Origin of the sequence: Aminobacter aganoensis (genome assembly GCF_014206975.1) — a bacterium.
Lineage (GTDB): Bacteria > Pseudomonadota > Alphaproteobacteria > Rhizobiales > Rhizobiaceae > Aminobacter > Aminobacter aganoensis.
Window position 1 is genome coordinate 311,916 of the sequence record NZ_JACHOU010000003.1, and the last position, 22,111, is coordinate 334,026.

The 22,111-nt window shown below is 65.3% G+C and carries 20 protein-coding genes; 18 read left to right on the forward strand and 2 right to left on the reverse strand.

Going from position 1 to position 22,111, the window contains the following annotated elements:
• Positions 1-147 precede the first annotated feature (147 nt).
• From GGR00_RS09125 to trmB, 17 genes are all read left to right on the forward strand, one after another.
• A complete protein-coding gene (locus GGR00_RS09125) occupies positions 148-954 on the forward strand; it encodes a hypothetical protein (protein WP_210314979.1) in 807 nt (268 codons plus the stop codon).
• A 43-nt stretch (positions 955-997) separates the two neighbouring features.
• The gene (locus tag GGR00_RS09130) at positions 998-1,597 is read left to right on the forward strand and encodes a lysozyme inhibitor LprI family protein (protein ID WP_184699270.1); all 600 of its coding nucleotides are present in this window, start codon (positions 998-1,000) and stop codon (positions 1,595-1,597) included.
• 312 nt (positions 1,598-1,909) lie between these two features.
• Positions 1,910-2,092 carry a hypothetical protein gene (locus GGR00_RS09135; protein WP_184699271.1) on the forward strand — a complete coding sequence of 61 codons (183 nt, stop codon included), beginning with the start codon at positions 1,910-1,912 and terminating at the stop codon, positions 2,090-2,092.
• 708 nt (positions 2,093-2,800) lie between these two features.
• Complete coding sequence (locus tag GGR00_RS09140; RefSeq protein ID WP_055980900.1) at positions 2,801-3,175, forward strand: hypothetical protein; 375 nt, start codon at positions 2,801-2,803, stop codon at positions 3,173-3,175.
• An 89-nt stretch (positions 3,176-3,264) separates the two neighbouring features.
• Entirely contained in the window at positions 3,265-5,289 is a 2,025-nt protein-coding gene (locus tag GGR00_RS09145) for a hydantoinase/oxoprolinase N-terminal domain-containing protein (RefSeq protein WP_184699272.1), read from the forward strand.
• Positions 5,290-5,438: 149 nt separating this feature from the next.
• Complete coding sequence (locus GGR00_RS09150; RefSeq protein ID WP_184699273.1) at positions 5,439-7,610, forward strand: malate synthase G; 2,172 nt, start codon at positions 5,439-5,441, stop codon at positions 7,608-7,610.
• A 287-nt stretch (positions 7,611-7,897) separates the two neighbouring features.
• Positions 7,898-8,581, forward strand: coding sequence for a tRNA (adenosine(37)-N6)-threonylcarbamoyltransferase complex dimerization subunit type 1 TsaB (tsaB, locus tag GGR00_RS09155; RefSeq protein WP_184699274.1), 684 nt, complete (start codon positions 7,898-7,900; stop codon positions 8,579-8,581).
• Positions 8,578-9,066 (forward strand): GNAT family N-acetyltransferase, encoded by a 489-nt coding sequence (locus GGR00_RS09160; RefSeq protein WP_184699275.1) that lies wholly within the window; start codon positions 8,578-8,580, stop codon positions 9,064-9,066. Before tsaB ends, GGR00_RS09160 begins: the two co-directional genes overlap by 4 nt.
• Before the next feature lie 32 nt (positions 9,067-9,098).
• Positions 9,099-9,899 carry a lyso-ornithine lipid O-acyltransferase gene (gene olsA, locus GGR00_RS09165; protein ID WP_184699276.1) on the forward strand — a complete coding sequence of 267 codons (801 nt, stop codon included), beginning with the start codon at positions 9,099-9,101 and terminating at the stop codon, positions 9,897-9,899.
• Between the two features lie 48 nt (positions 9,900-9,947).
• Positions 9,948-11,348, forward strand: coding sequence for a tRNA (N6-isopentenyl adenosine(37)-C2)-methylthiotransferase MiaB (miaB, locus tag GGR00_RS09170; protein ID WP_184699277.1), 1,401 nt, complete (start codon positions 9,948-9,950; stop codon positions 11,346-11,348).
• 74 nt (positions 11,349-11,422) lie between these two features.
• Positions 11,423-12,415, forward strand: coding sequence for a PhoH family protein (locus GGR00_RS09175; protein WP_377863445.1), 993 nt, complete (start codon positions 11,423-11,425; stop codon positions 12,413-12,415).
• Between the two features lie 18 nt (positions 12,416-12,433).
• On the forward strand, positions 12,434-12,946 hold the full coding sequence (gene ybeY / locus GGR00_RS09180) for an rRNA maturation RNase YbeY (protein WP_184699278.1): 513 nt from the start codon (positions 12,434-12,436) through the stop codon (positions 12,944-12,946).
• Between the two features lie 27 nt (positions 12,947-12,973).
• Positions 12,974-14,044, forward strand: a complete 1,071-nt coding sequence (locus GGR00_RS09185) for a hemolysin family protein (RefSeq protein ID WP_184699279.1) — start codon at positions 12,974-12,976, stop codon at positions 14,042-14,044.
• An 85-nt stretch (positions 14,045-14,129) separates the two neighbouring features.
• Positions 14,130-15,722 carry an apolipoprotein N-acyltransferase gene (gene lnt, locus GGR00_RS09190; protein WP_184699280.1) on the forward strand — a complete coding sequence of 531 codons (1,593 nt, stop codon included), beginning with the start codon at positions 14,130-14,132 and terminating at the stop codon, positions 15,720-15,722.
• A gap of 140 nt (positions 15,723-15,862) precedes the next feature.
• Positions 15,863-16,282: a helix-turn-helix domain-containing protein gene (locus GGR00_RS09195; protein ID WP_055980869.1), complete on the forward strand. Its 420-nt coding sequence runs from the start codon at positions 15,863-15,865 to the stop codon at positions 16,280-16,282.
• A gap of 257 nt (positions 16,283-16,539) precedes the next feature.
• Positions 16,540-17,823: a methionine adenosyltransferase gene (gene metK, locus GGR00_RS09200; RefSeq protein WP_055980866.1), complete on the forward strand. Its 1,284-nt coding sequence runs from the start codon at positions 16,540-16,542 to the stop codon at positions 17,821-17,823.
• A gap of 16 nt (positions 17,824-17,839) precedes the next feature.
• On the forward strand, positions 17,840-18,541 hold the full coding sequence (gene trmB, locus GGR00_RS09205) for a tRNA (guanine(46)-N(7))-methyltransferase TrmB (protein WP_184699281.1): 702 nt from the start codon (positions 17,840-17,842) through the stop codon (positions 18,539-18,541).
• A gap of 270 nt (positions 18,542-18,811) precedes the next feature.
• Here trmB and GGR00_RS09210 read toward each other — a convergent pair whose 3' ends face one another.
• Together GGR00_RS09210 and GGR00_RS09215 are read right to left on the reverse strand one after the other, a co-directional pair.
• Positions 18,812-20,203, reverse strand: coding sequence for a sensor histidine kinase (locus GGR00_RS09210; protein WP_184699282.1), 1,392 nt, complete (start codon positions 20,201-20,203; stop codon positions 18,812-18,814).
• Positions 20,203-20,877, reverse strand: a complete 675-nt coding sequence (locus GGR00_RS09215; RefSeq protein WP_184699283.1) for a response regulator — start codon at positions 20,875-20,877, stop codon at positions 20,203-20,205. Before GGR00_RS09215 ends, GGR00_RS09210 begins: the two co-directional genes overlap by 1 nt.
• Positions 20,878-21,005: 128 nt before the next feature.
• Here GGR00_RS09215 and GGR00_RS09220 point away from each other — a divergent pair, with 128 nt between their 5' ends.
• Complete coding sequence (locus GGR00_RS09220) at positions 21,006-22,070, forward strand: ABC transporter substrate-binding protein (RefSeq protein WP_184699284.1); 1,065 nt, start codon at positions 21,006-21,008, stop codon at positions 22,068-22,070.
• Positions 22,071-22,111 lie beyond the last annotated feature (41 nt).

The following is a 22,111-nucleotide window of genomic DNA, read 5'->3' on the forward strand; positions in this document are numbered from 1 at the left end:
GCGAAGGCTGAGTAAGTGCTTGGTGCTCTCTTGGTTCGACACGTTCACTATGAAGGCCACCGAGGGGGCGTTACGGGTTTGGAATTTGGCGCGCTGCTATGATCCCGCGAGCCGATTCTACTTAAGCTCTACTGACGGGGGGGCGCGTTGTCTGAAAAAGCTGACAAATTTTCAAAGGAACTGGATGAGCTGGTGGAGCGCGGCGATATGCTTCACATGGCAATGCAACATATGTGCCGTCCAAACGAATTTAAGAGTCAGGTCGAGAAGGCGTTCGGCAAAGATAAAGTCGATGGGTATTTTAAGAAATTGCCTGTGTTCAAATCAGAATATCAAGGATGGTTCTCTAAAGCGCAGGCTGTAGTTAAGCAAATACTTCCGGATCGCCTTAAAGATTTCAACTCATTTTATGAATACACGAAGATAAGAAAGGAAATTACCTTCGAGAATTACATGATCAGAGATGCCTTGCAGGGGCTTACCATTCGATGGGGAGGGGAAATACAAGTAGATAGTAGCGCGGCGATACCAGAATTTGTGCAACAACTTAACATCGTCAAGGCGGCAAGGGCTGCGCTTGGGAGCCGATTGCTTGAACTAAGAAGTGTACTACAAGCGGACCTATTTGATAGTGAAGTCGAGAGCGCAAAGGCGTTGGCGAAAGCGGGATATCTGCGAGCGGCCGGAGCTATTTGCGGAGTTGTAATCGAAAAGCACCTTACGCAAACCTGCGATTCGCACGGCATTTCCATTCGAAAAAAACATCCCGGAATATCCGATTTGAATCAGCTGCTTCGCGAGAATGACACCATCACCGTGCCGCAATGGCGGTTCAACCAGCATCTTGCCGACATTAGGAATCTTTGCGACCATTCGAAAGGTCGTGAGCCAACAAAGGAAGAAATAGAAGACCTCCTTTCTGGAACAGAAAAAATATTGAAGACAATTTTCTAGGCGTCGGCAAGCTAACTATTTCTGCATAGTAGAGGGGATCAAGTTGGAATGGTTGGGTGGCTTCGTTTTGGGGTTTGTCGCGGATATTTTTCGTTCAGTTTTCATCCCCACAAGCACCGAATGGATTAATCGCATTATTCCCTCCGCGCGCAGGAAGGCGAACGTTGAGGAAAATATTCTGACGCTAAGCATAATGGAAAAGCTCAAATCTGTGGGAAAAGACCCGGATTTGGTGAAGTACGCTCGCGATGATGCCGCTCAGTTCATGAGCGTTCTCAGCAGCCAACAAGAAGCGTTCGTTGAAAACGCCATTGAAGTTATCGACAGCACCCATATGACGCAGGCCGAAATGAATGTGGAGGCAGGACGCCGCGCGGACGTCGCAAGACAACAGATGGAACGTGCCGTCATCGCGTTGGAGCGCTCAGGCTGGATTAGCGCAGCGCAAGCATCGGCGCTCGAAGAAGCTCAGGAACGTTGGGAAAAGTATGCTCATACCCAGGCCAAGTTTGCTGCAGCCGAGTTTGAGGGCGGCTCCATGGCGCCTCTCGCTTACGCCAGCGAACTGGAATCCGCTACCGTGAGTCGGACTGGTGAACTGAAGCGCATGCTAGAAGAAATGCGCGAGCGCTACGACGACTAGTAGTGTCGCCAGTTCGGTCGACGGCGAGTTCAAGGACCGATCTACGCACGACCCTTTCACCTCCCAAACCGCATCACCCAATTCACCTCCCACGTCTCGCCGCCGTCATCGCCTGTTCCCAGCGCGGTTCCTCCCCACCCGTCCAGACAAACCGCACGCGCACTGGCACCCCACCCTCGACATCGTCGCCATAAAACACGCCACGGCTGACAGGCTTCCGTCAGCAGTTGTCAGGGGCGGCTTGACCAAATCCAGGCGGCAGGCTCATCTGCCGCCGCGATCCCGCCACACCTTCCGCCTAACGCCCGCTCCATGAAACCGCTCGCCGTCCTCCTTGCCCTGGCCATCCTGCCCGCCTGCGCTGCCCGTGCGCCCGTGCCCCCCGCGCCGGTGGCCGCGCCCCGGCCGGTGGTCGAGCAACCCGCCGTCGAACCGCTGCCGGCAGGGGTAAAACCGCTCACCGTCGAGCAGGACGAGCAGATTTCGCAGGGCTGAGCGGGGGAGAATTTCTCCACGGGTTTGAAGAGTTTTTCGATTTTCTGGGATGCTGTGATCCTTCGCACCCCCCTCTGCCCTGCCGGGCATCTCCCCCGCAAGGGGGGAGATCAGGCTGTCATCGCGTCTCCGCCAAGCCGCTGACCTCGCAAGGAAATTCTCGCCGCCTGGCCCGCGGGCGACGAGATTAATCTCCCTCCTTGTGGGGGAGATGCCCGGCAGGGCAGAGGGGGGTGCGAAGGATCTCGGTATGGGCCATTTGCGGGCTCCACCCCCGTGAACATCCGCGCCCCTTTCTCCACGCCCCCAGAAACCTGCCCCATAATCCATCCCGTCCCTGCCATGGGAACACCGGTCATGACGGTGATTGCGTGGGCAGGGGCCGGCGCCTCCGGCGATGGGCCAGCGTAGCCCGCCGCCCGGGGAGGTTCCGTCCAAGGGTTCCCCTCCGGGCACTACGGCCCGGGTGCGCTGGACGATGCGCTAGTGGGGGCACAGGCGAAAATGCCCGCGCCCCGGAAGCGGAACGGACGGGATCAGAAATCGCCGGACGGGCGGTCGCGAGACCGCGCCTCTATCAACCCGAGCGGCCCCGCGACCGCCCGTCTTCCCACCTCTCAATGGCCAGACCGGAAACGGGGCGTGGCAAGGCCGGCACTTGCCTTCTCCCTCTGTAGGAGAAGGAAACCCCCACCCCAAGGAGCCCCCATGAGCGACCAACCAAAATCCTGGCACCCCACCTTCGAGCCGAGAAATTTCCCGCGCCGCGCGGAAACCGACGCGCAATGGGCCTGCGTGCTGCGCGACCAGCGGGAGCATGCCGAGGCCAAGGGCATCTATCTCGGCCTGTTCCAGCTGCTCGCCGCCCATCGCGGTTTTGTCCGCACCTGCCCGTTGCGCGGCTGCCGGCGCTTGGGCCGCTGCACCGGCCGCCGCGCCGAGGACGACTGGTCGTTCCCCTTCAGGCCGTTCATCCCGCCCTGCGTGCCGCTCGATGCCGACCTTGTCGAGGAGCTGCGCGCCGAGATCCGCGCCGAAACCGACCGTATGGTCGCCGGCCTCGAGGCGCGGGGCGATGGCTGACCCCGTCGTTTCGGGCGGCTGGCCAATTTTCCTTTGGCCGGCATATCGGCTAAGCGGGACGGAGATTAGGAACTCCGGAACACCAGCGCATGCACGCCAGCCACCACGCCCCGCTTTTCCTCGGCATCGACACCGGCGGCACCTACACCGACGCCGTGCTGTGGTCGGAGGCGCATTCGCCGCAGGGCACGGTGCTGGCCAAGGCCAAGTCGCTGACCACCCGCCACGACCTTGCCGAGGGCATTTCGGGCGCGGTCGACGCGGTGCTCGACCGGGCGGGCGTCAACCCCGCCGCCATCAAGCTGGTGTCGATGTCGACCACGCTCGCCACCAACGCGCTTGTCGAGGGCCAGGGCGGGCGTGTCGCGCTCGTCATGGTCGGCTTTTCCGAGGCCGACCTTGGCCGCGACGGGCTCAGGACCGCGCTCGGCTCCGACCCGCTGGTGCTGTGCGAGGGCGGCCACGACGTCCACGGCAATGCCCGGCCCCTCGACCTCGCGCCGCTCGAGGCGGCCTTGCCCGAGCTCGAAAAATCCGTCTCGGGCTTTGCCGTCTGCGCCTATTTCGCCACCCGCAACCCGGCCCACGAGATCGCCGCGCGCGACCTGATCCGGCAAAAAACCGGCCTGCCCGTCACTGCCAGCCACGAGCTGTCGGCCAAGCTCGGCGGCCCGCGCCGGGCGCTGACCACCTTGCTCAACGCCCGCCTGATCTCGATGATCGACCGCCTCGTCGCCGCGACCGAAGGCTTCCTCAAAAAGCGCAACATCGTTGCCCCGCTGATGGTGGTGCGCGGCGACGGCGCGCTGGTCTCGGCCGAATTCGCCCGCCAGCGCCCGATCGAGACCATCCTGTCCGGCCCCGCCGCCAGCCTCGTCGGCGCCCGCCACATGACCGGGCTCGACAATGCGGTGGTCTCCGACATCGGCGGCACCACCACCGACGTCGCTGTGCTCGACCATGGCCGCCCGCGGCTCGATCCCGAGGGCGCAACCGTCGGCGGCTTCCGCACCATGGTCGAGGCGGTCGCCATGCGCACCTTCGGCCTCGGCGGCGATTCCGAGGTGGCGCTGGAAGAGGGCGGGCTGAAGCCCAGAATGTCGCTCGGCCCGCGCCGCGTCGTGCCGCTGGCGCTTGCCGGCATGGTCCATGGCGAGGCGGTGACGGCGGAGCTGGAGCGCCAGCTGCGCGCCCCCAATCCCGGCCGCCTCGACGGCCGCTTCGCCGTCCGCACCGGCGTGCCGGAACGGCTCGCCGCCGGCCTGACCGCGCCCGAGGCCAGGCTCTACGACCAGATAGGCACCGTGCCGCTGCCGGTCGACCGCCTGCTCACCTCCAACGCCCAGAACGCCACGCTCAACCGGCTGGTGTCGCGCGGGCTGGTCCATGTCGTCGGCTTCACGCCCTCGGATGCCGCCCATGTGCTCGGCCGCCAGGCGAACTGGGACGAGGCCGCCGCACGGCTCGGCGCCGAGCTGTTCGCCCGCAAGCGCGACGGCCGTGGCCAGCCGATCGCGGCGAGCCCGGAAGCGCTGTCCGAGCGTGTGCTGGCGACGCTCACCCGCCTGTCGGCGGAAGTCATCCTCGAGACCGCCTTCGCCGAGGACGGGCTCGACGGTGCCGCGACCGTTGCGCATGCGCTGGTGCAGCGCGCGGTCGATTCCCATCCCGGCATCGCGCGTTTCGCGGTCGCGCTCGACCGACCGGTGATCGGCCTCGGCGCTTCCGCCCCGCTGCATTATGCCGGCCTGCCGCCGCTGGTCGGCAACGAATGCGTGGTGCCCGAGGACACCGACGTCGCCAATGCGCTGGGTGCGGTTGTCGGCCAGGTCCGCGTCACCGCCGAGGCCCGCGTCAGCCAGCCCAAGGAGGGGCTGTTTAGGGTGGCGGTCGGCGAGCTCGTGCGCGACTTCGTCGACGAGGACGCGGCAATGGCGCTGGCCGAAGCCGAGGTGCGCGCCATCGTCGCCGCCAAGGCGCGCGATGCCGGCACCGATGCCGCCGAGATCGAGGTGACGGCCGACTTCAAGGTCTCGACGGTCGAGGGCCAGCGCATGTTCATCGAGGCGCATGTGCTGGCGATTGCCGCGGGCAGGCCCAGGATCGCGGTTTGACGGCTAAATCGATTTGCGGCGGCGCGCCGGGTGGCAATCTATGCTGCCTTGCAACATTGGACGAATTGACCCTGCGGGCTTTGCATGCCAAACGCCCGAAAACCTTGTTTTGAACGCCCCTGCGGCGCCGGAATTCTGGAGCGCAAGATATGACCGACACCGTCGAACTCTTTGGCCTATCGATATCGCGTGAGTTGCACGACTTCGTGGTGTTGGAGGCGCTGGTCGGCACGGGTGTTTCGGCGGATGCGTTCTGGGAGGGTTTTGCCGACATCGTGCACGATCTCGGGCCGAAGAACCGGGCGCTCCTGGAAAAGCGTGACGACTTCCAGTTGAAGCTCGATGCCTGGTACCGCAAGCACGGCGCGCCGCACGACATGGCGGCCTACAAGGCGTTTCTGAGCGAGATCGGTTACTTGGTCCCGGAAGGCCCGGCCTTTTCGGTGACCACCGACAATGTCGATCCCGAGATCGCCACCGTCGCCGGGCCGCAGCTGGTGGTGCCGGTGATGAACGCGCGGTATGCGCTCAACGCGGCGAACGCCCGCTGGGGCTCGCTCTACGACGCGCTCTACGGCACCGACGCGATTTCCGATGCCGACGGTGCGGAGAAGGGCAGGGGCTACAACCCCAAGCGCGGCCAAAAGGTCATCGCCTGGGCCAAGGCGTTCCTGGACGAGTCCGCACCGCTGGCACAGGGCAGCTGGTCGGATGTGACCGGGCTTTCGGTCGACGGCGGCGCGCTGAAGCTTGCGACCGCGTCGGGCACGGTTGTGCTGCGCGATGCCAGGCAGTTTGCGGGCTATCGCGGTGTTGAGAAGAATCCCGATGCCGTGGTGCTGGTCAGGAACGGCCTGCATGTCGAGGTCGTGGTCGACCGCGACAGCGCGATCGGCAAGACCGATCCGGCCGGCATCTCCGACATGATCCTCGAGTCCGCGCTGACCACCATCCAGGATTGCGAGGATTCGGTCGCCGCGGTCGATGCCGAAGACAAGGTCGTGGTCTACCGCAACTGGCTCGGCCTGATGAAGGGCGACCTGTCGGAAACCTTCGACAAGGGCGGCAAGCCTGTGACGCGCAGGCTGAATGGCGACCGTGAATACACCGGCCCGGATGGCGGCGCTGTCTCGCTGCCCGGCCGCTCGCTGATGCTGGTGCGCAATGTCGGCCACCTGATGACCAACCCCGCGATCCATGACCGCGACGGCCACGAGGTGCCGGAGGGCATCATGGACGCGGCGATCACCGCGCTGATCGCCCTGCACGACGTCGGCGCCAACGGCCGCAAAGCCAACTCGCGAAAAGGCTCGATGTATGTCGTCAAGCCGAAGATGCACGGCCCCGAGGAGGTCGCCTTCGCCGTCGAGATATTCGACCGCGTCGAGCGCCTCGTCGGCATGCCCCGGAAAACCATCAAGATGGGCATCATGGACGAGGAGCGGCGCACCACCGTCAACCTCAAGGAGTGCATCCGTGCTGCCAAGGAACGCGTGGTGTTCATCAACACCGGCTTCCTCGACCGCACCGGCGACGAGATCCATTCGTCGATGGAAGCAGGCCCGATGGTGCGCAAGGGCGACATGAAGCAGGCGCCGTGGATCAATGCCTACGAGGCCTGGAACGTCGACACCGGCCTCGAATGCGGCCTGTCGGGCCATGCCCAGATCGGCAAGGGCATGTGGGCGATGCCGGATTTGATGGCGGCGATGCTGGAGCAGAAGATCGCCCACCCACGCGCCGGCGCCAACACCGCCTGGGTGCCGTCGCCGACGGCAGCGACGCTGCATGCCACCCACTACCACAAGGTCGACGTGCACCAGGTGCAGGCAGAGCTCAAGTCCCGCCCCAAGGCGCGTCTCGACGACATCCTGTCGGTGCCGGTGGTCGTCCGTCCCAACTGGACACCCGACGAGATCCAGCGCGAGCTCGACAACAACGCGCAGGGCATTTTGGGCTACGTCGTGCGCTGGATCGACCAGGGCGTCGGCTGCTCCAAGGTGCCCGACATCAACGACGTCGGCCTGATGGAAGACCGCGCCACCTTGCGCATCTCCTCGCAGCACATCGCCAACTGGCTGCGCCACGACGTCTGCTCGCACATCCAGGTGATGGATTCGCTGCAGCGCATGGCGGCCATCGTCGACCGCCAGAATGTCGGCGACCCGCTCTACAGGCCGATGGCCCCCGAGTTCGACCAGTCGACCGCCTTCCGCGCCGCCTGCGACCTCGTCTTCGAAGGCCGCGCCCAGCCCAACGGCTACACCGAACCGGTCCTCCACAAGAGAAGGCTGGAGCTCAAGGCTAAGGAAAGAGGCTGAGCATTGCCAACGGAATGCTAAGCAGTCCGTGGTAATTTACGTCGCATGAACGCGTCCCTTGGCACCCCCCTCTGCCCTGCCGGGCATCTCCCCCGCAAGGGGGGAGATCACGCCGTCATCGGCGCTGCGGCCAATCGTCAAAATCGCAGGGACTATCCTTGCGACGTTGCAGAATGGGCGCCGCGGGTTGCGAGACTGATCTCCCCCCTTGAGGGGGAGATGCCCGGCAGGGCAGAGGGGGGTGCGAAGGAGCGCCCAATTAGCAACTCAAGGCGGCGGCCAATACCATGATCCTGCTCGCCATCGACTGTGCCGCAAGCCTCTGCGCCGCCAGCGTCTACGACACAGATGCAGGCCGCGAGCTTGGCCGGTCCGTGCGCGATCTCGGCAAGGGCCATGCCGAGCACCTGATGGCCGTCATCGACGAGGCGCTGGCGCAGGCCGACAAGGCCTATGCCGATCTTGGACGTATCGCCGTTTCCACAGGGCCGGGCTCGTTCACCGGCGTGCGCGTGGCGGTGTCGGCCGCGCGAGGGTTCTCGCTGGCGTTGAAGATCCCTGCCGTCGGTGTCACCACGATCGAGGCGCTGGCCCGCGAGACGCGCGATGCGATCGGCCCGAGGAACGTTCTCGCCGCGCTTGATGCCGGCCGCGAGGAAATCCACGCCGCCTTGTATGACGAGCAAGGTGCCGTGCTGCGCGAACCGGCGGTCCTGACCCTGGCCGAGGCAATCGAAATCGCCATGTCCGGCGACGTGGCCTTGGCGGGCACCGCCGCGCGGAAGATCGCCGATGCGGCGAAGGTCGACCGCATCTTCGCCTTCGGTCCGGAACTGGCGACGTCGGACATCGGCACCTATGCCCGCCTTGCCGCCGCCAAGGAACCGGGCGAGCGGCCGAAACCCGTCTACCTGAGAGCGCCGGACGCCAAGCCGCAGGCCGGCTTCGTGCTGCCGAGGGAACAGAAATGAAACTGCCGTTCTGGCCGCTGAAGCGCGACTACGCGCTCGAACTCCTGACCATCGGCGACAGCGCCGCCATCGCTCCGCTGCACCGCGAGGATTTCGTCCGCCCCTGGTCGGGCGAAGAGTTCGCCGCCCTGCTCGAACAGGATACGGTGTTCGGCTTTGCCGTGCGCCAGATCGGCCACGGCGCCGAGGCGCCGGCGGGGTTCGTGCTGGCAAGGCTGGCGGCGGGCGAGGCGGAGATCCTGACCATCGCGGTTTCGCGCAGCCATCGCCGCCATGGTCTCGGCTGGCGGCTGATGGATGCGGTGCTGCGCGAACTGCACGCCCAGCGCGCCGAAGCGCTGTTCCTCGAGGTCGACGAGACCAACGCGCCGGCGATCGGCCTCTACCGCAAGTTCGGCTTCCACGAGGTCGGCAAGCGCCCGAACTACTACCAGTCGGCGCAGGGCGCCACCGGGGCGCTTGTCATGCGGCTCGATCTTCGCTAGCCAGAGGCCCGTTCGGGGGCGTTGAGGGCTACATGATCGGAAAGATCCGCACGGGGCTTGCGCTCTTCTGGATGGTGGCGGCCTCGCTGGTGCTGGTGCCGCTGCAGGTCATCTCGATGAAGACCGGCCTGTGGCCGGAAACCTTCATCCTCAAGATCTGGCATCGCGCCATGCTGCGGGCGCTCGGCATGCGCGTCCGCATCGTCGGCAAGATGGTCGAAACCCGACCGCTGATGATCGCGTCCAACCATGTCTCGTGGACCGACATCATGGCGCTCGGCTCGCTGGTCGACGTCACCTTCATCGCCAAGTCGGAATTGAACGGTTGGCCGGTCTTCGGTTTCCTGTCGCGGCTGCAGCGCACCGTGTTCATCGAGCGCGAGCGCAAGCGCAAGTCGGGCGACCAGGCGAGCGAGATCGCCCGGCGCCTTGCCGCCGGCAACGCCATGGTGCTGTTCGCCGAAGGCAGCACCGGCGACGGCAACCTGCTTCTGCCGTTCAAGAGCACGCTGTTCGGCGCGGCCTCGATGGCAATCGCCGAGGGGGCTGCCGAGCATGTCGTCATCCAGCCGGTGTCGATCGCCTATACCCGCATCCATGGCCTGCCGATGGGCCGCCAGCACCGGCCGATCGCCAGCTGGATCGGCGACATGGACCTGGTGCCGCATGTCGGCCAGCTGCTCGCCGAAGGCGGGCTCGACGTCGAGATCCGTTTCGGCGAGCCGATCGACTTCTCGGCCAAATCGAGCCGCAAGGAAGCGACGCGGCTGATGGAGGAGCGGGTGCGCACGATGATGCTGCAGTCGCTGGCCGAGCCGCATCCGGCGCGGTAGGCGCAAGGCGTCTGTTTTTTGCCGTGGAAAGGCGCTAATAGGCGCCGCATGGAACTCGACGATATCTCCGAAATCATGCCGGCGGCCTCTGCCGCCGCAACGGCCGGCGCCGACCGCAAGGTCTTCATCAAGACCTATGGCTGCCAGATGAACGTCTACGACTCGCAGCGCATGAACGATGCGCTCGCAGCGGATGGCTATTCGGCGACCGAAACCATCGAGGACGCCGACCTGGTGCTGCTCAACACCTGCCATATCAGGGAGAAGGCTGCCGAGAAGGTTTATTCCGAGCTTGGCCGCCTGCGCCAGCTCAAGGCCGAACGGGCCGAGGCCGGGCGCGAGATGATCGTCGGCGTCACCGGCTGCGTTGCCCAGGCCGAGGGCCGCGAGATCCTGCGCCGCGCTTCGGCGGTCGACCTTGTCGTCGGACCGCAGACCTATCACCGCCTGCCCGAGGTGGTGAGGAAGGCGCGCGGCGGCCAGAAGGTGGTCGAGACAGAATATTCGCTCGAAGACAAGTTCGAGCACCTGCCGCAGCCGAGGAAGGCCGAAGTCGCCAGGCGCGGCGTCACCGCGTTCCTGACGGTGCAGGAAGGCTGCGACAAGTTCTGCACCTTCTGCGTGGTGCCCTATACCAGGGGCTCGGAAGTATCGCGTTCGGTCGCCCAGATCGTCACCGAGGCCGAAAGGCTGGCCGAGGCCGGCGTGCGCGAGGTCACTTTGCTCGGCCAGAACGTCAACGCCTGGCATGGCGAGGGCGCCGACGGCACGGAATGGGGCCTGGGCCGCCTGCTGTACCGCCTTGCCGAGATTCCCGGCATTGCCCGGCTGCGCTACACCACCAGCCATCCGCGCGACATGGACGACGAGCTGATCGCCGCCCATCGCGACCTTGCGGCCCTCATGCCCTACCTGCACCTGCCGGTGCAGTCGGGCTCGGACCGCATCCTCAAGGCGATGAACCGCAGGCACACGGCAGCGGACTATCTCAGGCTGGTCGAGCGCATCCGCACTGCCCGTCCCGACATCGCCATGTCGGGCGATTTCATCGTCGGATTTCCGGGCGAGACGGATGCCGATTTCGAGGCTACGATGGAGATCGTGCGAGCCACCAATTACGCCTCGGCCTATACGTTCAAATATTCGCCGCGTCCCGGCACGCCGGGCGCCGATATGGGCGGCCATGTCGAGGAAAAGGTCAAGGACGAGCGCCTGCAGCGGCTGCAGCGGCTGATCACCGAGCAGCAGCGTGCCTTCGCCGACGGGCTGGTCGGGCAGACCATCTCGACGCTGATCGAGAAGCCAGGTCGCCAGGCCGGCCAGATCGTCGGACGATCACCCTGGTTACAACCGGTTATTGTTGATGAAAAGGCCGGCGAAATCGGTGACATTGTTGATGTGCGAATCACGAAGACAGGTACCAACAGCCTGTTCGCCGAAGCGGTCTGATCGGCCGTACGGCAGATGAGGAGAGACGGTTGAGCGCTGCTGAACTCAAGAACCTGCCCTCCGGGGCGTCTGACATGGCGCACATCGTACTGACCTTCGACAACAACAAGCTAGCCAGTGCGCTTTACGGCCAGTTCGACGAGAACCTGGCCCGTCTCGAACAGAAACTCGGCGTCGACATCCGTTCGCGCGGCAACCAGCTGACCATCAAGGGCAGCGCCACCGCCGCCGAGCAGGCACGCCGGGCGCTCGATCATCTCTATGCCATCCTGCAGAAAGGCGGCGAATTGGCCCAGTCCGACGTAGACGGCGCCGTCCGCATGGCGGTCGCCCCCGACGACCAGCTGACGCTGCCGACGCTGGAGCGCAAGGGCAAGATGGCCGCCGCCCAGATCTCGACGCGCAAGCGCACCATCTATGCCCGCTCGCTCAACCAGGACGCCTACATGCGGGCGCTGGAGCGCGCCGAACTGGTATTCGGCATCGGCCCGGCCGGCACCGGCAAGACCTATCTCGCGGTGGCGCACGCCGCCATGCTGCTCGAGCGCGGCATGGTCGAGCGCATCATCCTGTCGCGGCCGGCGGTCGAGGCGGGCGAACGCCTTGGCTTCCTGCCCGGCGACATGAAGGAGAAGGTCGATCCCTATCTCCGCCCGCTCTACGACGCCCTCTACGACATGATGCCGGCCGACAAGGTCGAGCGCGCCATTGCCGCCGAGGTCATCGAGATCGCGCCGCTTGCCTTCATGCGCGGCCGCACGCTGGCTCATTCGGCCGTCATCCTCGACGAGGCGCAGAACACCACCTCGATGCAGATGAAGATGTTCCTGACGCGTCTCGGCGAGGGCTCGCGCATGATCATCACCGGCGATCCGACCCAGATCGACCTGCCGCCCAACACCAAGTCGGGCCTGGTCGAGGCGCTGCGCATCCTCGACGGCGTGCCGGGTGCGGTGACGGTGCGCTTCAACGACACCGACGTGGTCCGCCATCCGCTCGTCGCCGAGATCGTCAGGGCCTACGACCGTGACGGCAAAGTCGCGCGCGGCCTTGGCACCGAGGGTTGACCGGGAACGAATTTGGCAATGCCTGACAAGGATTTACCGCCGCCCACAGGCACTGTGGGCGGTCTCGACATCGACCTGATGGTCGAGGAGGGCGCCTGGCCGAGCGAGGCCGCACTTCGGGCGCTGGTTGACCGCGCCGTGCCTGCGGCTTTCCAGGAAGCCGAGGTTGAAGCCGCCGAAGGCGTCGAACTGAGCCTCGTCTTCACCGACGACGCGGCGATCCGCAAGCTCAACGCCGAATGGCGCGACAAGGACAAGCCAACCAACGTGCTGTCGTTTCCGGCCTTTCCGGTGACGCCCGGCGATCCGCTGCCGCCGATGCTCGGCGACATCGTGTTGGCCTGGGAGACGGTGGCGCGCGAAGCCGAGCTTGAAGGCAAGCCGCTCGAAAACCATATCACCCACCTCATAATCCACGGACTCCTGCATCTTTTGGGGTATGATCACGAGACCGACGAGGAGGCCGAGGAGATGGAAGCGCTGGAACGCCGGGCGCTGGCGAGGCTTGCCATTCCCGATCCCTACGCGTAACAGGGACGAGCAATCGACCGGAAGAAGATGAACGACAAAATAGAGACTGCCGCCACGCCCGAACCGGGAACCGCGGCAAGGGCCTCCGACCAGACCGAGGACGGACCTAGTACCAGTGCGCCGTTAACAACGACGCACGACACGCAGGCCGAGCGGCCATCCTTCATCGAGCGGCTGACCAGGCTTTTCCGGCACCGCAGCAACGGCACCAATATCCGTGAGGAAATCGTCGACGCGCTGGCCGAAACGGGCAGCGACGCCGATTCGTTTTCGCCCGGCGAACGCGCCATGCTCAACAACATCCTCCGCCTGCGCGAAGTGCGGGTCGAGGACGTCATGGTGCCGCGTGCCGACATCGAGGCGATCGAGCTGTCCACCACGCTCGGCGAATTGCTCTCGGTTTTCGAGCAGTCCGGCCACTCGCGCATGCCCGTCTATGTCGAGACCCTCGACGATCCGCGCGGCATGGTCCACATCCGCGACGTGCTGGCCCACATCACCCGCGGCGCCCGCGTCAAGAAGGGCCGGTCGCGCAAGGCGCAGGCCGCGGACGCTCAGCTCGACCTTGCCCAGGTGGACCTCAAGCGCAGCATCGGCGATCTCAACCTCGTCCGCACCGTGCTGTTCGTGCCGCCGTCGATGCTTGCCTCGGACCTGATGACCCGCATGCAGGCGACGCGCACCCAGATGGCGCTGGTCATCGACGAATATGGCGGCACCGACGGGCTGGTCTCGCTCGAAGACATCGTCGAGATGGTCGTCGGCGACATCGAGGACGAGCATGACGACGACGAGCCGATGATCACCCAGGCCGGCGATGGCGTCTACGTCGTCGACGGCAAGGCCGAGATCGAGGAGGTCGCCAAGGTCCTCGGCGAGGAGTTCTCGGCCGGCGAGCACAGCGAATATGTCGACACCATCGGCGGCATGATCTTCAATGCGCTCGGCCGCGTGCCGGCCCGCGGCGAGGTGGTGCAGGCGATCCCGGGCTTCGAGTTCCACGTGCTCGACGCCGACCCGCGCCGCGTCAAGCGGGTCCGCATCGTCCACAGCGTCAAGAGCGAGCGCCGCCGCCGCGCCAAGGCGGAACAGGCGTGAGCCTGACGTTCGGCGGCCCGCCATTTGGTGCCGCCACGCGGTGCTGCTACACCTTCGATCCGTGATTCTTGGACGAGGGGACAGGATGGCGCGCCTTGCTGGGCGGATAATTCTGCTGTGGGGATGGAAAAGGGCGCTGATGGCCTTCCTGGCCGGCGCCCTGGCAGTTCTGGGCCAGGCGCCCTACGATTTCTTCGCCGCCTGCTTCGTTTCCTTCCCGATCCTGGTCTGGCTCATCGACGGCGCCGTCGCCGACAGGCCGGCGGGCCTCCTGCGGCGGCTCAAACCGGCTTTCGCGACCGGCTGGTGGTTCGGCTTCGGCTATTTCCTGGCGGGGCTGTGGTGGGTCGGTGGCGCGCTGCTGGTCGAGGCCGACAGTTTTGCCTGGGCGCTGCCCCTGGCGGTCGTCGGCATTCCGCTGATCCTCGCCTTCTTCCACGGTTTCGCAGCCGCCTTGGCGCGGCTGCTGTGGAGCGACGGCATCGGCCGCATTGCCGCACTGGCCTTCGCCTTCGGCCTGAGCGAATGGCTGCGCACCTTCCTGTTCACCGGCTTTCCCTGGAACCCGCTCGGTTTTGCCGCAATGCCGGTGCCGCTGCTGATGCAGAGCGTCGCCATCGTCGGTGTCGTCGGCATGAACGTGCTGGCGGTCTTCGTCTTCGCCATGCCGGCGCTGCTGGCCGACCGGCGTAATCTCAAGCTCGGTGCCGCGCTGGCCGTGATGCTCGTCGCAGCCCACGCCGCCTATGGCTATCTCAGGCTGGCAGCGCCGGCAGCGAAGCCGGAACGAACGATCAACGTCCGCATCGTCCAGCCGAACATCGATCTCAGCGAGAAATGGGACGGGCGTGTCCGCGACCGCATCTTTGCCGGCATGCTGCAGCAGTCGGCCGAGGCGCCGAAGCGGGGTGCGCCGAAGCCGGACTTGATCATCTGGCCCGAAACGTCGGTGCCGTTCCTGTTCACCGAGCGGCCGGATGCGCTGGTGGCGATCGGCGAGATGCTGTCCGAGGGCCAGATGCTGATGGCCGGCATCGTCCGCGACGAGGGCCAGTCGGGAGGCGGCGAGGCCACGCGCTACTACAACTCCGTCGTCAGCATCAACGACAAGGGCGAGATCGTTGACGCTGTCGACAAGGTCCATCTGGTCCCGTTCGGTGAATACATCCCCTTCGCCGGGCTGATGGAGCGTGTCGGCCTGACACAGCTGGTCGCCGGCCCGATGAATTTTGTCGCCGGCACGGACCGGAGGCCGTTCACATTGCCGGGCGGCATCAAGGCCTCAGCCTTCATCTGTTATGAAATAATCTTTCCCGCACTCGTTGCAGTTGACGCGGCGTCAACTCAGATTATGGTGAATGTCACCAACGACGCGTGGTTTGGCGACACTCCGGGTCCTTATCAGCATTTCCGGCAGTCGCAGGTCCGCGCGGTCGAAAACGGGTTGCCGGTCCTGCGCGCGGCCAACACAGGAATTTCCGGCATTGTCGACCCGAGCGGGCGAGTTGTGGATGCACTTGCGATGAATGTTCGCGGCACCATCGATGTCTCGCTTCCGGTGGCCGCCTCCGGCGCTGCCTCGCCGCCGTTTTCGCGCGTTAACGGTTTCCTGATCATGTTCCTTATTGCCGTTGCGGCAAGTGGCTTGAAGCTCAGACAGAGGCTCAGGGCGAATTGACACTGCTATTGTTAGAAACTCATATGCCACCGCGCGGCTTCAGGCTGTGCCAATCGGCGTCCATGCCAGGACGCTATAAATTGCCCTGAAGGGGCTATCTGCCCAAATAATAAGCTGGAAAAATCCGGCGAGGAAAGACAGTGGAAAAAGAGAACAAGAAAAAACCGAACCCGACCGACGTATACGTCGGCGGACGAATTCGCCTGCGACGCAACATGCTGGGAATGAGCCAAGAGAAGCTCGGAGAAAGTCTCGGAATTACATTCCAGCAGATTCAAAAGTACGAAAAGGGAACCAATCGCGTTGGAGCGAGTCGCCTTCAGGCCATCGCTTCGATCCTCAGTGTGCCGGTCGCATTCTTCTTCGAAGACGCTCCAGGTGCCGATGGCGGCGAGCACAAGGGGCTTGCCGAGGACTCTTCCACCAGCTTCGTGGTCGATTTTCTTTCGAGCGCCGAAGGCCTGCAGCTCAACCGCGCCTTTGCCCGGATCTCGAACCCCAAGGTGCGGCGCAAGGTCATCGAACTGGCCAAGGTGCTGGCCGACGACGAAGAGCAGTGATGCCGGGGAGCGTCGTGCGTCCGCAAGGGCGCACAAAGGGCGCTCCAGATGCCTGAACTGCGCATCGTGCGTCCGGAAATCGGTTCCGATTCTCGAACGATGCGCGAGAGCGGCGGCGGTGCGCCGGCGCCACGCCCTTGCAATAACCAGCCTTCCGCGACGAAAGCCTGCTTGACGAGTTCCGGCAGGCTTCGCTAACACGTGACGCGCCAAACTGATCGGCATAGCGCCGATCGCTTTCCAAGAGGGGACATCCCGTGTCGCGGCAGAATTATCTTTTCACATCCGAATCCGTATCCGAAGGTCACCCCGACAAGGTGTGCGACCGTATTTCCGATGAGATCGTCGATCTCGTCTACCGTGAGGCCAAGAAGACCGGCATGGATCCGTGGAAGGTCCGCGTTGCCTGTGAAACGCTGGCAACCACCAACCGCGTCGTGATCGCCGGCGAAGTTCGCGTGCCCGACACGCTGCTGAAGAAGGACAAGAACGGCCAGATCGTGAAGGACGCCGCCGGTCATCCGGTCGTCAATCCGTCGAAGTTCAAGTCGGTGGCCCGCAAGGCCATCCGCGCGATCGGCTACGAGCAGGCCGGCTTCCACTGGAAGACCGCCAAGATCGACGTGCTGCTGCACGGCCAGTCGCCGGACATCGGCCAGGGCGTCGACAACGCCGCCGATCGCCAGGGCGAAGAAGGCGCGGGCGACCAGGGCATCATGTTCGGTTATGCCTGCCGCGAGACGCCGGACCTGATGCCGGCTCCGATCTACTACAGCCACAAGATCCTCGAACTGCTGGCTTCGGCCCGCCACGAGAACAAGGGCGACGCCGGCAAGCTCGGCCCCGACGCCAAGAGCCAGGTCACCGTCCGCTACCAGGACGGTAAGGCCCACGAAGTCACGCAGATCGTGCTTTCGACCCAGCACCTCGACGGCAGCTGGGATTCGGGCAAGGTCCGCAAGGTCGTCGAGCCCTACATCCGCGAAGCCCTTGGCGATCTCGAGATTGCCAATGACTGCAACTGGTACATCAACCCGACCGGCAAGTTCGTCATCGGCGGTCCCGACGGCGACGCCGGCCTGACCGGCCGCAAGATCATCGTCGACACCTATGGCGGCGCAGCCCCGCATGGCGGCGGTGCCTTCTCCGGCAAGGACACCACCAAGGTCGACCGTTCGGCAGCCTATGCCGCGCGCTACCTCGCCAAGAACGTCGTTGCCGCCCGGCTTGCCGACCGCTGCACGATCCAGCTGTCCTACGCCATCGGCGTTGCCCAGCCGCTGTCGGTCTATGTCGACCTGCACGGCACCGGCAAGGTTGACGAGGCGGTGCTCGAAGACGCGCTGCGCCAGGTCATGGACCTGTCGCCGTCGGGAATCCGTCGCCATCTCGACCTCAACAAGCCGATCTATGCCAAGACCTCGTCCTATGGCCATTTCGGCCGCAAGGCTGGTCGCGACGGTTCCTTCTCCTGGGAGAAGACCGACCTGGTCAAGGCGATCAAGGACGCCGTCGCCAGCAAGGAAGCAGTCGCCGCCTGAGGCGACTGTAAGTTAGATGGAACAGGAACCGCGCCGCAGCCGCACGACGGAAGCCTTCTTCGGGCGGCGGCGCGGCAAGCCTGTCCGCCCGCATCAGGCGCTCGCGCTTGAAAACGGGCTTGCCCGCCTGGGCATCGACATCAAGACCCCGGCCCCAGAGGACCTGCGCACGCTGTTTGCGGCGCCGGTCTCGAAGGTCAGGCTGGAGATCGGCTTCGGCGGCGGCGAGCATCTTCGCCATATCGCGGCGAACAATGCCGACGACGGCTTCATCGGCATCGAACCCTTCGTCAACGGCATGGCCAAGATGACCACCGCCCTCGTCGACAAGCCGCTTGCCAACATCCGCCTGTACGACGAGGACGCGACGCAGCTGCTCGATTGGCTGCCGGAGGCGTCGCTCGCCGGCATCGACCTGCTGTATCCCGACCCGTGGCGCAAGAAGCGGCATTGGAAGCGCCGGTTCGTCAGCCCGGTCAACCTTGACCGCTTCGCCCGCGTGCTGAAGAGCGGCGCGAAGTTCCGCTTTGCCTCCGACATCGACACCTACGTCAACTGGACGCTGCAGCACTGCCGCGCCCATCCTGCCTTCGAGTGGCAGGCAGCCGATGCCGCCGACTGGCACACGCCCTACGAAGGCTGGACCCGCACCCGCTACGAGGCCAAGGCGATCCGCGAAAACCGGACGCCGGCGTATCTGACTTTCGCCAGGGTTTAGGCCGCAGTTCGTCCTTCTCCCTTGTGGGAGAAGGTGCCCCCGAAGGGGCGGATGAGGGGTGTTGGCCGGAGCGCGACGACGTCATCCCGGCCGAGCGGAGCGAGAGCCGGGACCCATTGACTGGTTCATCGTGAAGCGCGGCCGGGTCCTCGCTTCGTGGCCTTCATGGACGCGTCCGCAAGCCCAGACCCCGGCCGTGCAAATCAATGGGTCCCGGATAACCTGCGCTTCGCTCCGGTTTCCGGGATGACGAGCGCCCCTGTCGGGCTCCTAAGCTTCGGGGGCCTTCCCAAACACCACCCGCACCCTGAGCCCGCGCCCGTCCGCGCCGGTGGAGAGCGCGAGCTGGCCGCCGAACAGTGAGGCGATCTCCTCGACGATCGGCAAGCCGAGGCCGGCACCGGGCTTGTCGCCCTCGCGCCCGCGCACGAAGCGCTGGCGCACGCTCTCCAGTTCCGACGCCGGAATGCCCGGACCGGTGTCCTCGACCTCGAGCAGCACGTCGGTGCCTTGCTCGAGCACCTTGACCGTCGCTTCCGAGCCTTGGCCGGCATAAGCGAGCACGTTCTCGATCAGGTTGCGGATCATTTCGCTGAGCAGCATCGGTTCGCCGCGCACCAACAGCGCATGCTCGCCTTCGAAACCCAGGTCGATGCCGGCCGCATGGGCCTGGGTGACACGGTCGGAGGTCAGCTGTCGGGCAAGCGCGGTGAGGTCGACCGCTCCGAGGTTCTTCAGCCGGTCCGATGCGGCTTCGTCGACCTTGGCGAGCAGCAGCAACTGGGCGATGACGCGTTCGGCATGCGCGACAGCCTCATCGCCGATGCGCGCCGCCTGCCGGGCTTCCTCCAGCGAATGGGCGCGTGACGCGAGCGCAAGCTGCGTGCGGATGATGGTCAGCGGCGTGCGCAGCTGGTGGCTGGCATTGCCGGTGAAGTGGCGCATCGCGCCGAGCGCCGAGCCGAGCCGGCCCATGAAGGAATTGACCGTGTCGACCAGGCCGCGCACCTCCTTGGGCACCGATTGTTCGATCGGGTGGAGATCGTCGGGGTTGCGCTCGGCGATGGCGTCGCGCAGCCGGTAGAGCGGCCCGAGCGAGAAGGTGACGGCGAGCCAGACGATGGCCGCCGCGCTGCCGATCAGGATGGCGAGCCGGAGTGCCGAGCGCAGCAGGATGGTCTGCGCAAGATGGGTGCGGGCGATCGTCGTCTCGGCCACGGTGACGACGAAGGGGATCGAACTCGCGCCCGTCGAGGCGGCGCGGGACAGCGAGGTCAGCCGGATCGGCTCGCCGCGGAAGCTGGCGTCGGTATAGCCGCTTTCCTCCTGCTCCAGCCCCTCGATGAGGGGCAGCGTCTGGTAGCCGGTGATGAAGCCGTCGGGGCCGTCGACGCGGTAGAAGACGCGGTCCTGTGCCGCCGAGGTCAGCATCTCCAGCGCGACATAGGGGATGTCGACCTCCAGCGCGCCGTCTTCGGCCACCACCACCCGCTCGGCGATCGCCAGCGCCGAGCCGGCCAGCACGCGGTCGGAGACGGCATTGGCGGTGTCGACCGCCTCGTTGTAGGTGTCGGCCAGGGCGACGAGGCCGAGCGCGACGAGCGGCACCAGGAGCCACAGCAGAAGCCGGCGGCGCAGCGAATAGGTCTTGGTCCGGGCCATCAGGGGCTGGGCAGCTTTTCGAGGTAGTAGCCGATGCCGCGAGCGGTGCGCACGGTCAGCCCGTAGGGCGCCAATCGCTTGCGCAGGCGGCTGACATATTGCTCGATGGCGTTGGCGCTGAGGTCCTCGTCGAAGCCGGCGAGCGATTCGATGATCGCCTGCTTGGCGACCACCTTGCCGGCGCGCATGAACAGCGTTTCGAGCAGCGCCAGTTCCCGTGCCGGGATGTCGATGGCAGCGCCGTGCGACGAGAAGCTGCGGGTGGTGAGGTCCAGCGTCACCTCGCCGAACGACACCGTCGATGCCTTGAGCCCGGCGCGGCGGCGCAACAGCGTGCGCACCCGTGCCTCCAGCTCGCCGACATCGAACGGCTTGACCATGTAGTCGTCGGCGCCGAGGTCGAGGCCCTTGACCCGCTCGTCGAGCGAATGACGCGCCGACAGGATCAGCACCGCCGCATCGTGCTGGCGCCCGCGCATGGTGCGCAGCACGTCGAGCCCGTCCATCTCCGGCAGGTTGAGGTCGAGGATGACGAGGTCGAAGCGCTCGGTGGCGAGCACCGCCACGGCGGAAGCGCCGTCGCCGACGACATCGACGGCATAGCCGCTGCCCTTGAGCACCGCCGCCAGCCCCCCGGCCAGCGTCGTATTATCCTCGACCACCAGAATGCGCACCCGAATTCTCCTTGCCCGCCCCGATCGGACGATGCCCATTCGCCAGGCAAAGGTCCAGAGCCCGTCATGCGCCTCGATGGCGCTTCGCCGTTGTGCCGGGCGCGTGCCTGTTGCATGGTCCGGCGATCATGCGCCTGGCCATACTCACCGTTCTTGCCTGCCTTTCATCGCCCGCCTGGGCCGAAGTCACCGTCTTTCCGGCGCTCAACGGCGCCGCGGATGCCCGTACGCTGGTCGTCTACTCATCGCTCGACGCGCCATTGGCCAGGCCGATGATCGAAGGCTTCCAGAAGGCGAACCCGGGCGTCGCCGTCCGCTACGAGGATTTGCAGACCGTCGACATCTACGACCGCGTCGTCGCCGAGACCGACGAGGGCAAGGGCACCGCCGACATCGCCTTTTCCTCGGCCATGGACCTCCAGGTCAAGCTCGCCAATGACGGCTATGCCCAGGAAAGCCGGCTGCCGCTGTCGGACCGCTGGCCGCGCTGGGCCAACTGGCGCGACACCGCCTATGCGCTGACCTTCGAGCCGGCGGTCTTCGTCTATCACAAGCCGAGCTTCAAGGATGCGCCGCCGCCGGCGACGCGCGGCCAGTTCGTCGATTTCCTCAAGACCCAGGGCGACAAGTTCTACGGCCGGATCGCCACCTACGACATCGAGCGCTCCGGCGTCGGCTTCATGTTCATGGCGCGCGACCAGGAGCAGTATCCCGACATCTGGACGGTGATCCGCACCATGGGTTCGGCCGGCGTGAAGCTCTATTCGACCAGCGGCGCCATCCTCGAGCGCATCGCCGACGGACGTTTCGTGCTCGGCTACAACATCCTCGGCTCCTATGCCGCCGACTGGGCGGCGCGGAACCCCGATGTCGGCATCGTCCTGCCCAAGGACTACACGGTGGTGATGTCGCGCATCGGCCTGGTGCCGGCGGCGGCGAAGTCTCCCGATCTCGGCCGCCGCTATCTCGAATATTTCATGTCGGCCGAGGGCCAGACGGTGATGGCGCGGCAGTTGCATATCGCGGCCGTCAATCCGGAGGTCTCGGGCGAGAACACCGCCAACCGCATGCAGGAGGTGCTCGGCGGGCAGTTGCGCCCGGTTCCGGTCAGCCCGGGCCTGATGGTCTATCTCGACCAGGTCAAGCGCTTGCGGGTCATCGAGCGCTGGAACGAGGCGCTGCGCAGCCCCTGATTTAGGCGATGTTCCCAAGCTGTTGCATCGGTGTCAGTCTG

Excerpts from the sequence above, each read along its gene's own strand:
- GGR00_RS09145 (WP_184699272.1), top strand. The coding sequence starts at position 3,265 with ATGCACGCCAGCCACCACGCCCCGCTTTTCCTCGGCATCGACACCGGC.
- lnt (WP_184699280.1), top strand. The coding sequence starts at position 14,130 with ATGGCGCGCCTTGCTGGGCGGATAATTCTGCTGTGGGGATGGAAAAGG.
- miaB (WP_184699277.1), top strand. The coding sequence starts at position 9,948 with ATGGAACTCGACGATATCTCCGAAATCATGCCGGCGGCCTCTGCCGCC.
- olsA (WP_184699276.1), top strand. The coding sequence starts at position 9,099 with ATGATCGGAAAGATCCGCACGGGGCTTGCGCTCTTCTGGATGGTGGCG.
- GGR00_RS09150 (WP_184699273.1), top strand. The coding sequence starts at position 5,439 with ATGACCGACACCGTCGAACTCTTTGGCCTATCGATATCGCGTGAGTTG.
- tsaB (WP_184699274.1), top strand. The coding sequence starts at position 7,898 with ATGATCCTGCTCGCCATCGACTGTGCCGCAAGCCTCTGCGCCGCCAGC.
- GGR00_RS09160 (WP_184699275.1), top strand. The coding sequence starts at position 8,578 with ATGAAACTGCCGTTCTGGCCGCTGAAGCGCGACTACGCGCTCGAACTC.
- ybeY (WP_184699278.1), top strand. The coding sequence starts at position 12,434 with ATGCCTGACAAGGATTTACCGCCGCCCACAGGCACTGTGGGCGGTCTC.
- GGR00_RS09210 (WP_184699282.1), bottom strand. The coding sequence starts at position 20,203 with ATGGCCCGGACCAAGACCTATTCGCTGCGCCGCCGGCTTCTGCTGTGG.
- GGR00_RS09140 (WP_055980900.1), top strand. The coding sequence starts at position 2,801 with ATGAGCGACCAACCAAAATCCTGGCACCCCACCTTCGAGCCGAGAAAT.
- GGR00_RS09220 (WP_184699284.1), top strand. The coding sequence starts at position 21,006 with ATGCGCCTGGCCATACTCACCGTTCTTGCCTGCCTTTCATCGCCCGCC.
- trmB (WP_184699281.1), top strand. The coding sequence starts at position 17,840 with ATGGAACAGGAACCGCGCCGCAGCCGCACGACGGAAGCCTTCTTCGGG.
- GGR00_RS09185 (WP_184699279.1), top strand. The coding sequence starts at position 12,974 with ATGAACGACAAAATAGAGACTGCCGCCACGCCCGAACCGGGAACCGCG.
- GGR00_RS09175 (WP_377863445.1), top strand. The coding sequence starts at position 11,423 with ATGGCGCACATCGTACTGACCTTCGACAACAACAAGCTAGCCAGTGCG.
- GGR00_RS09135 (WP_184699271.1), top strand. The coding sequence starts at position 1,910 with ATGAAACCGCTCGCCGTCCTCCTTGCCCTGGCCATCCTGCCCGCCTGC.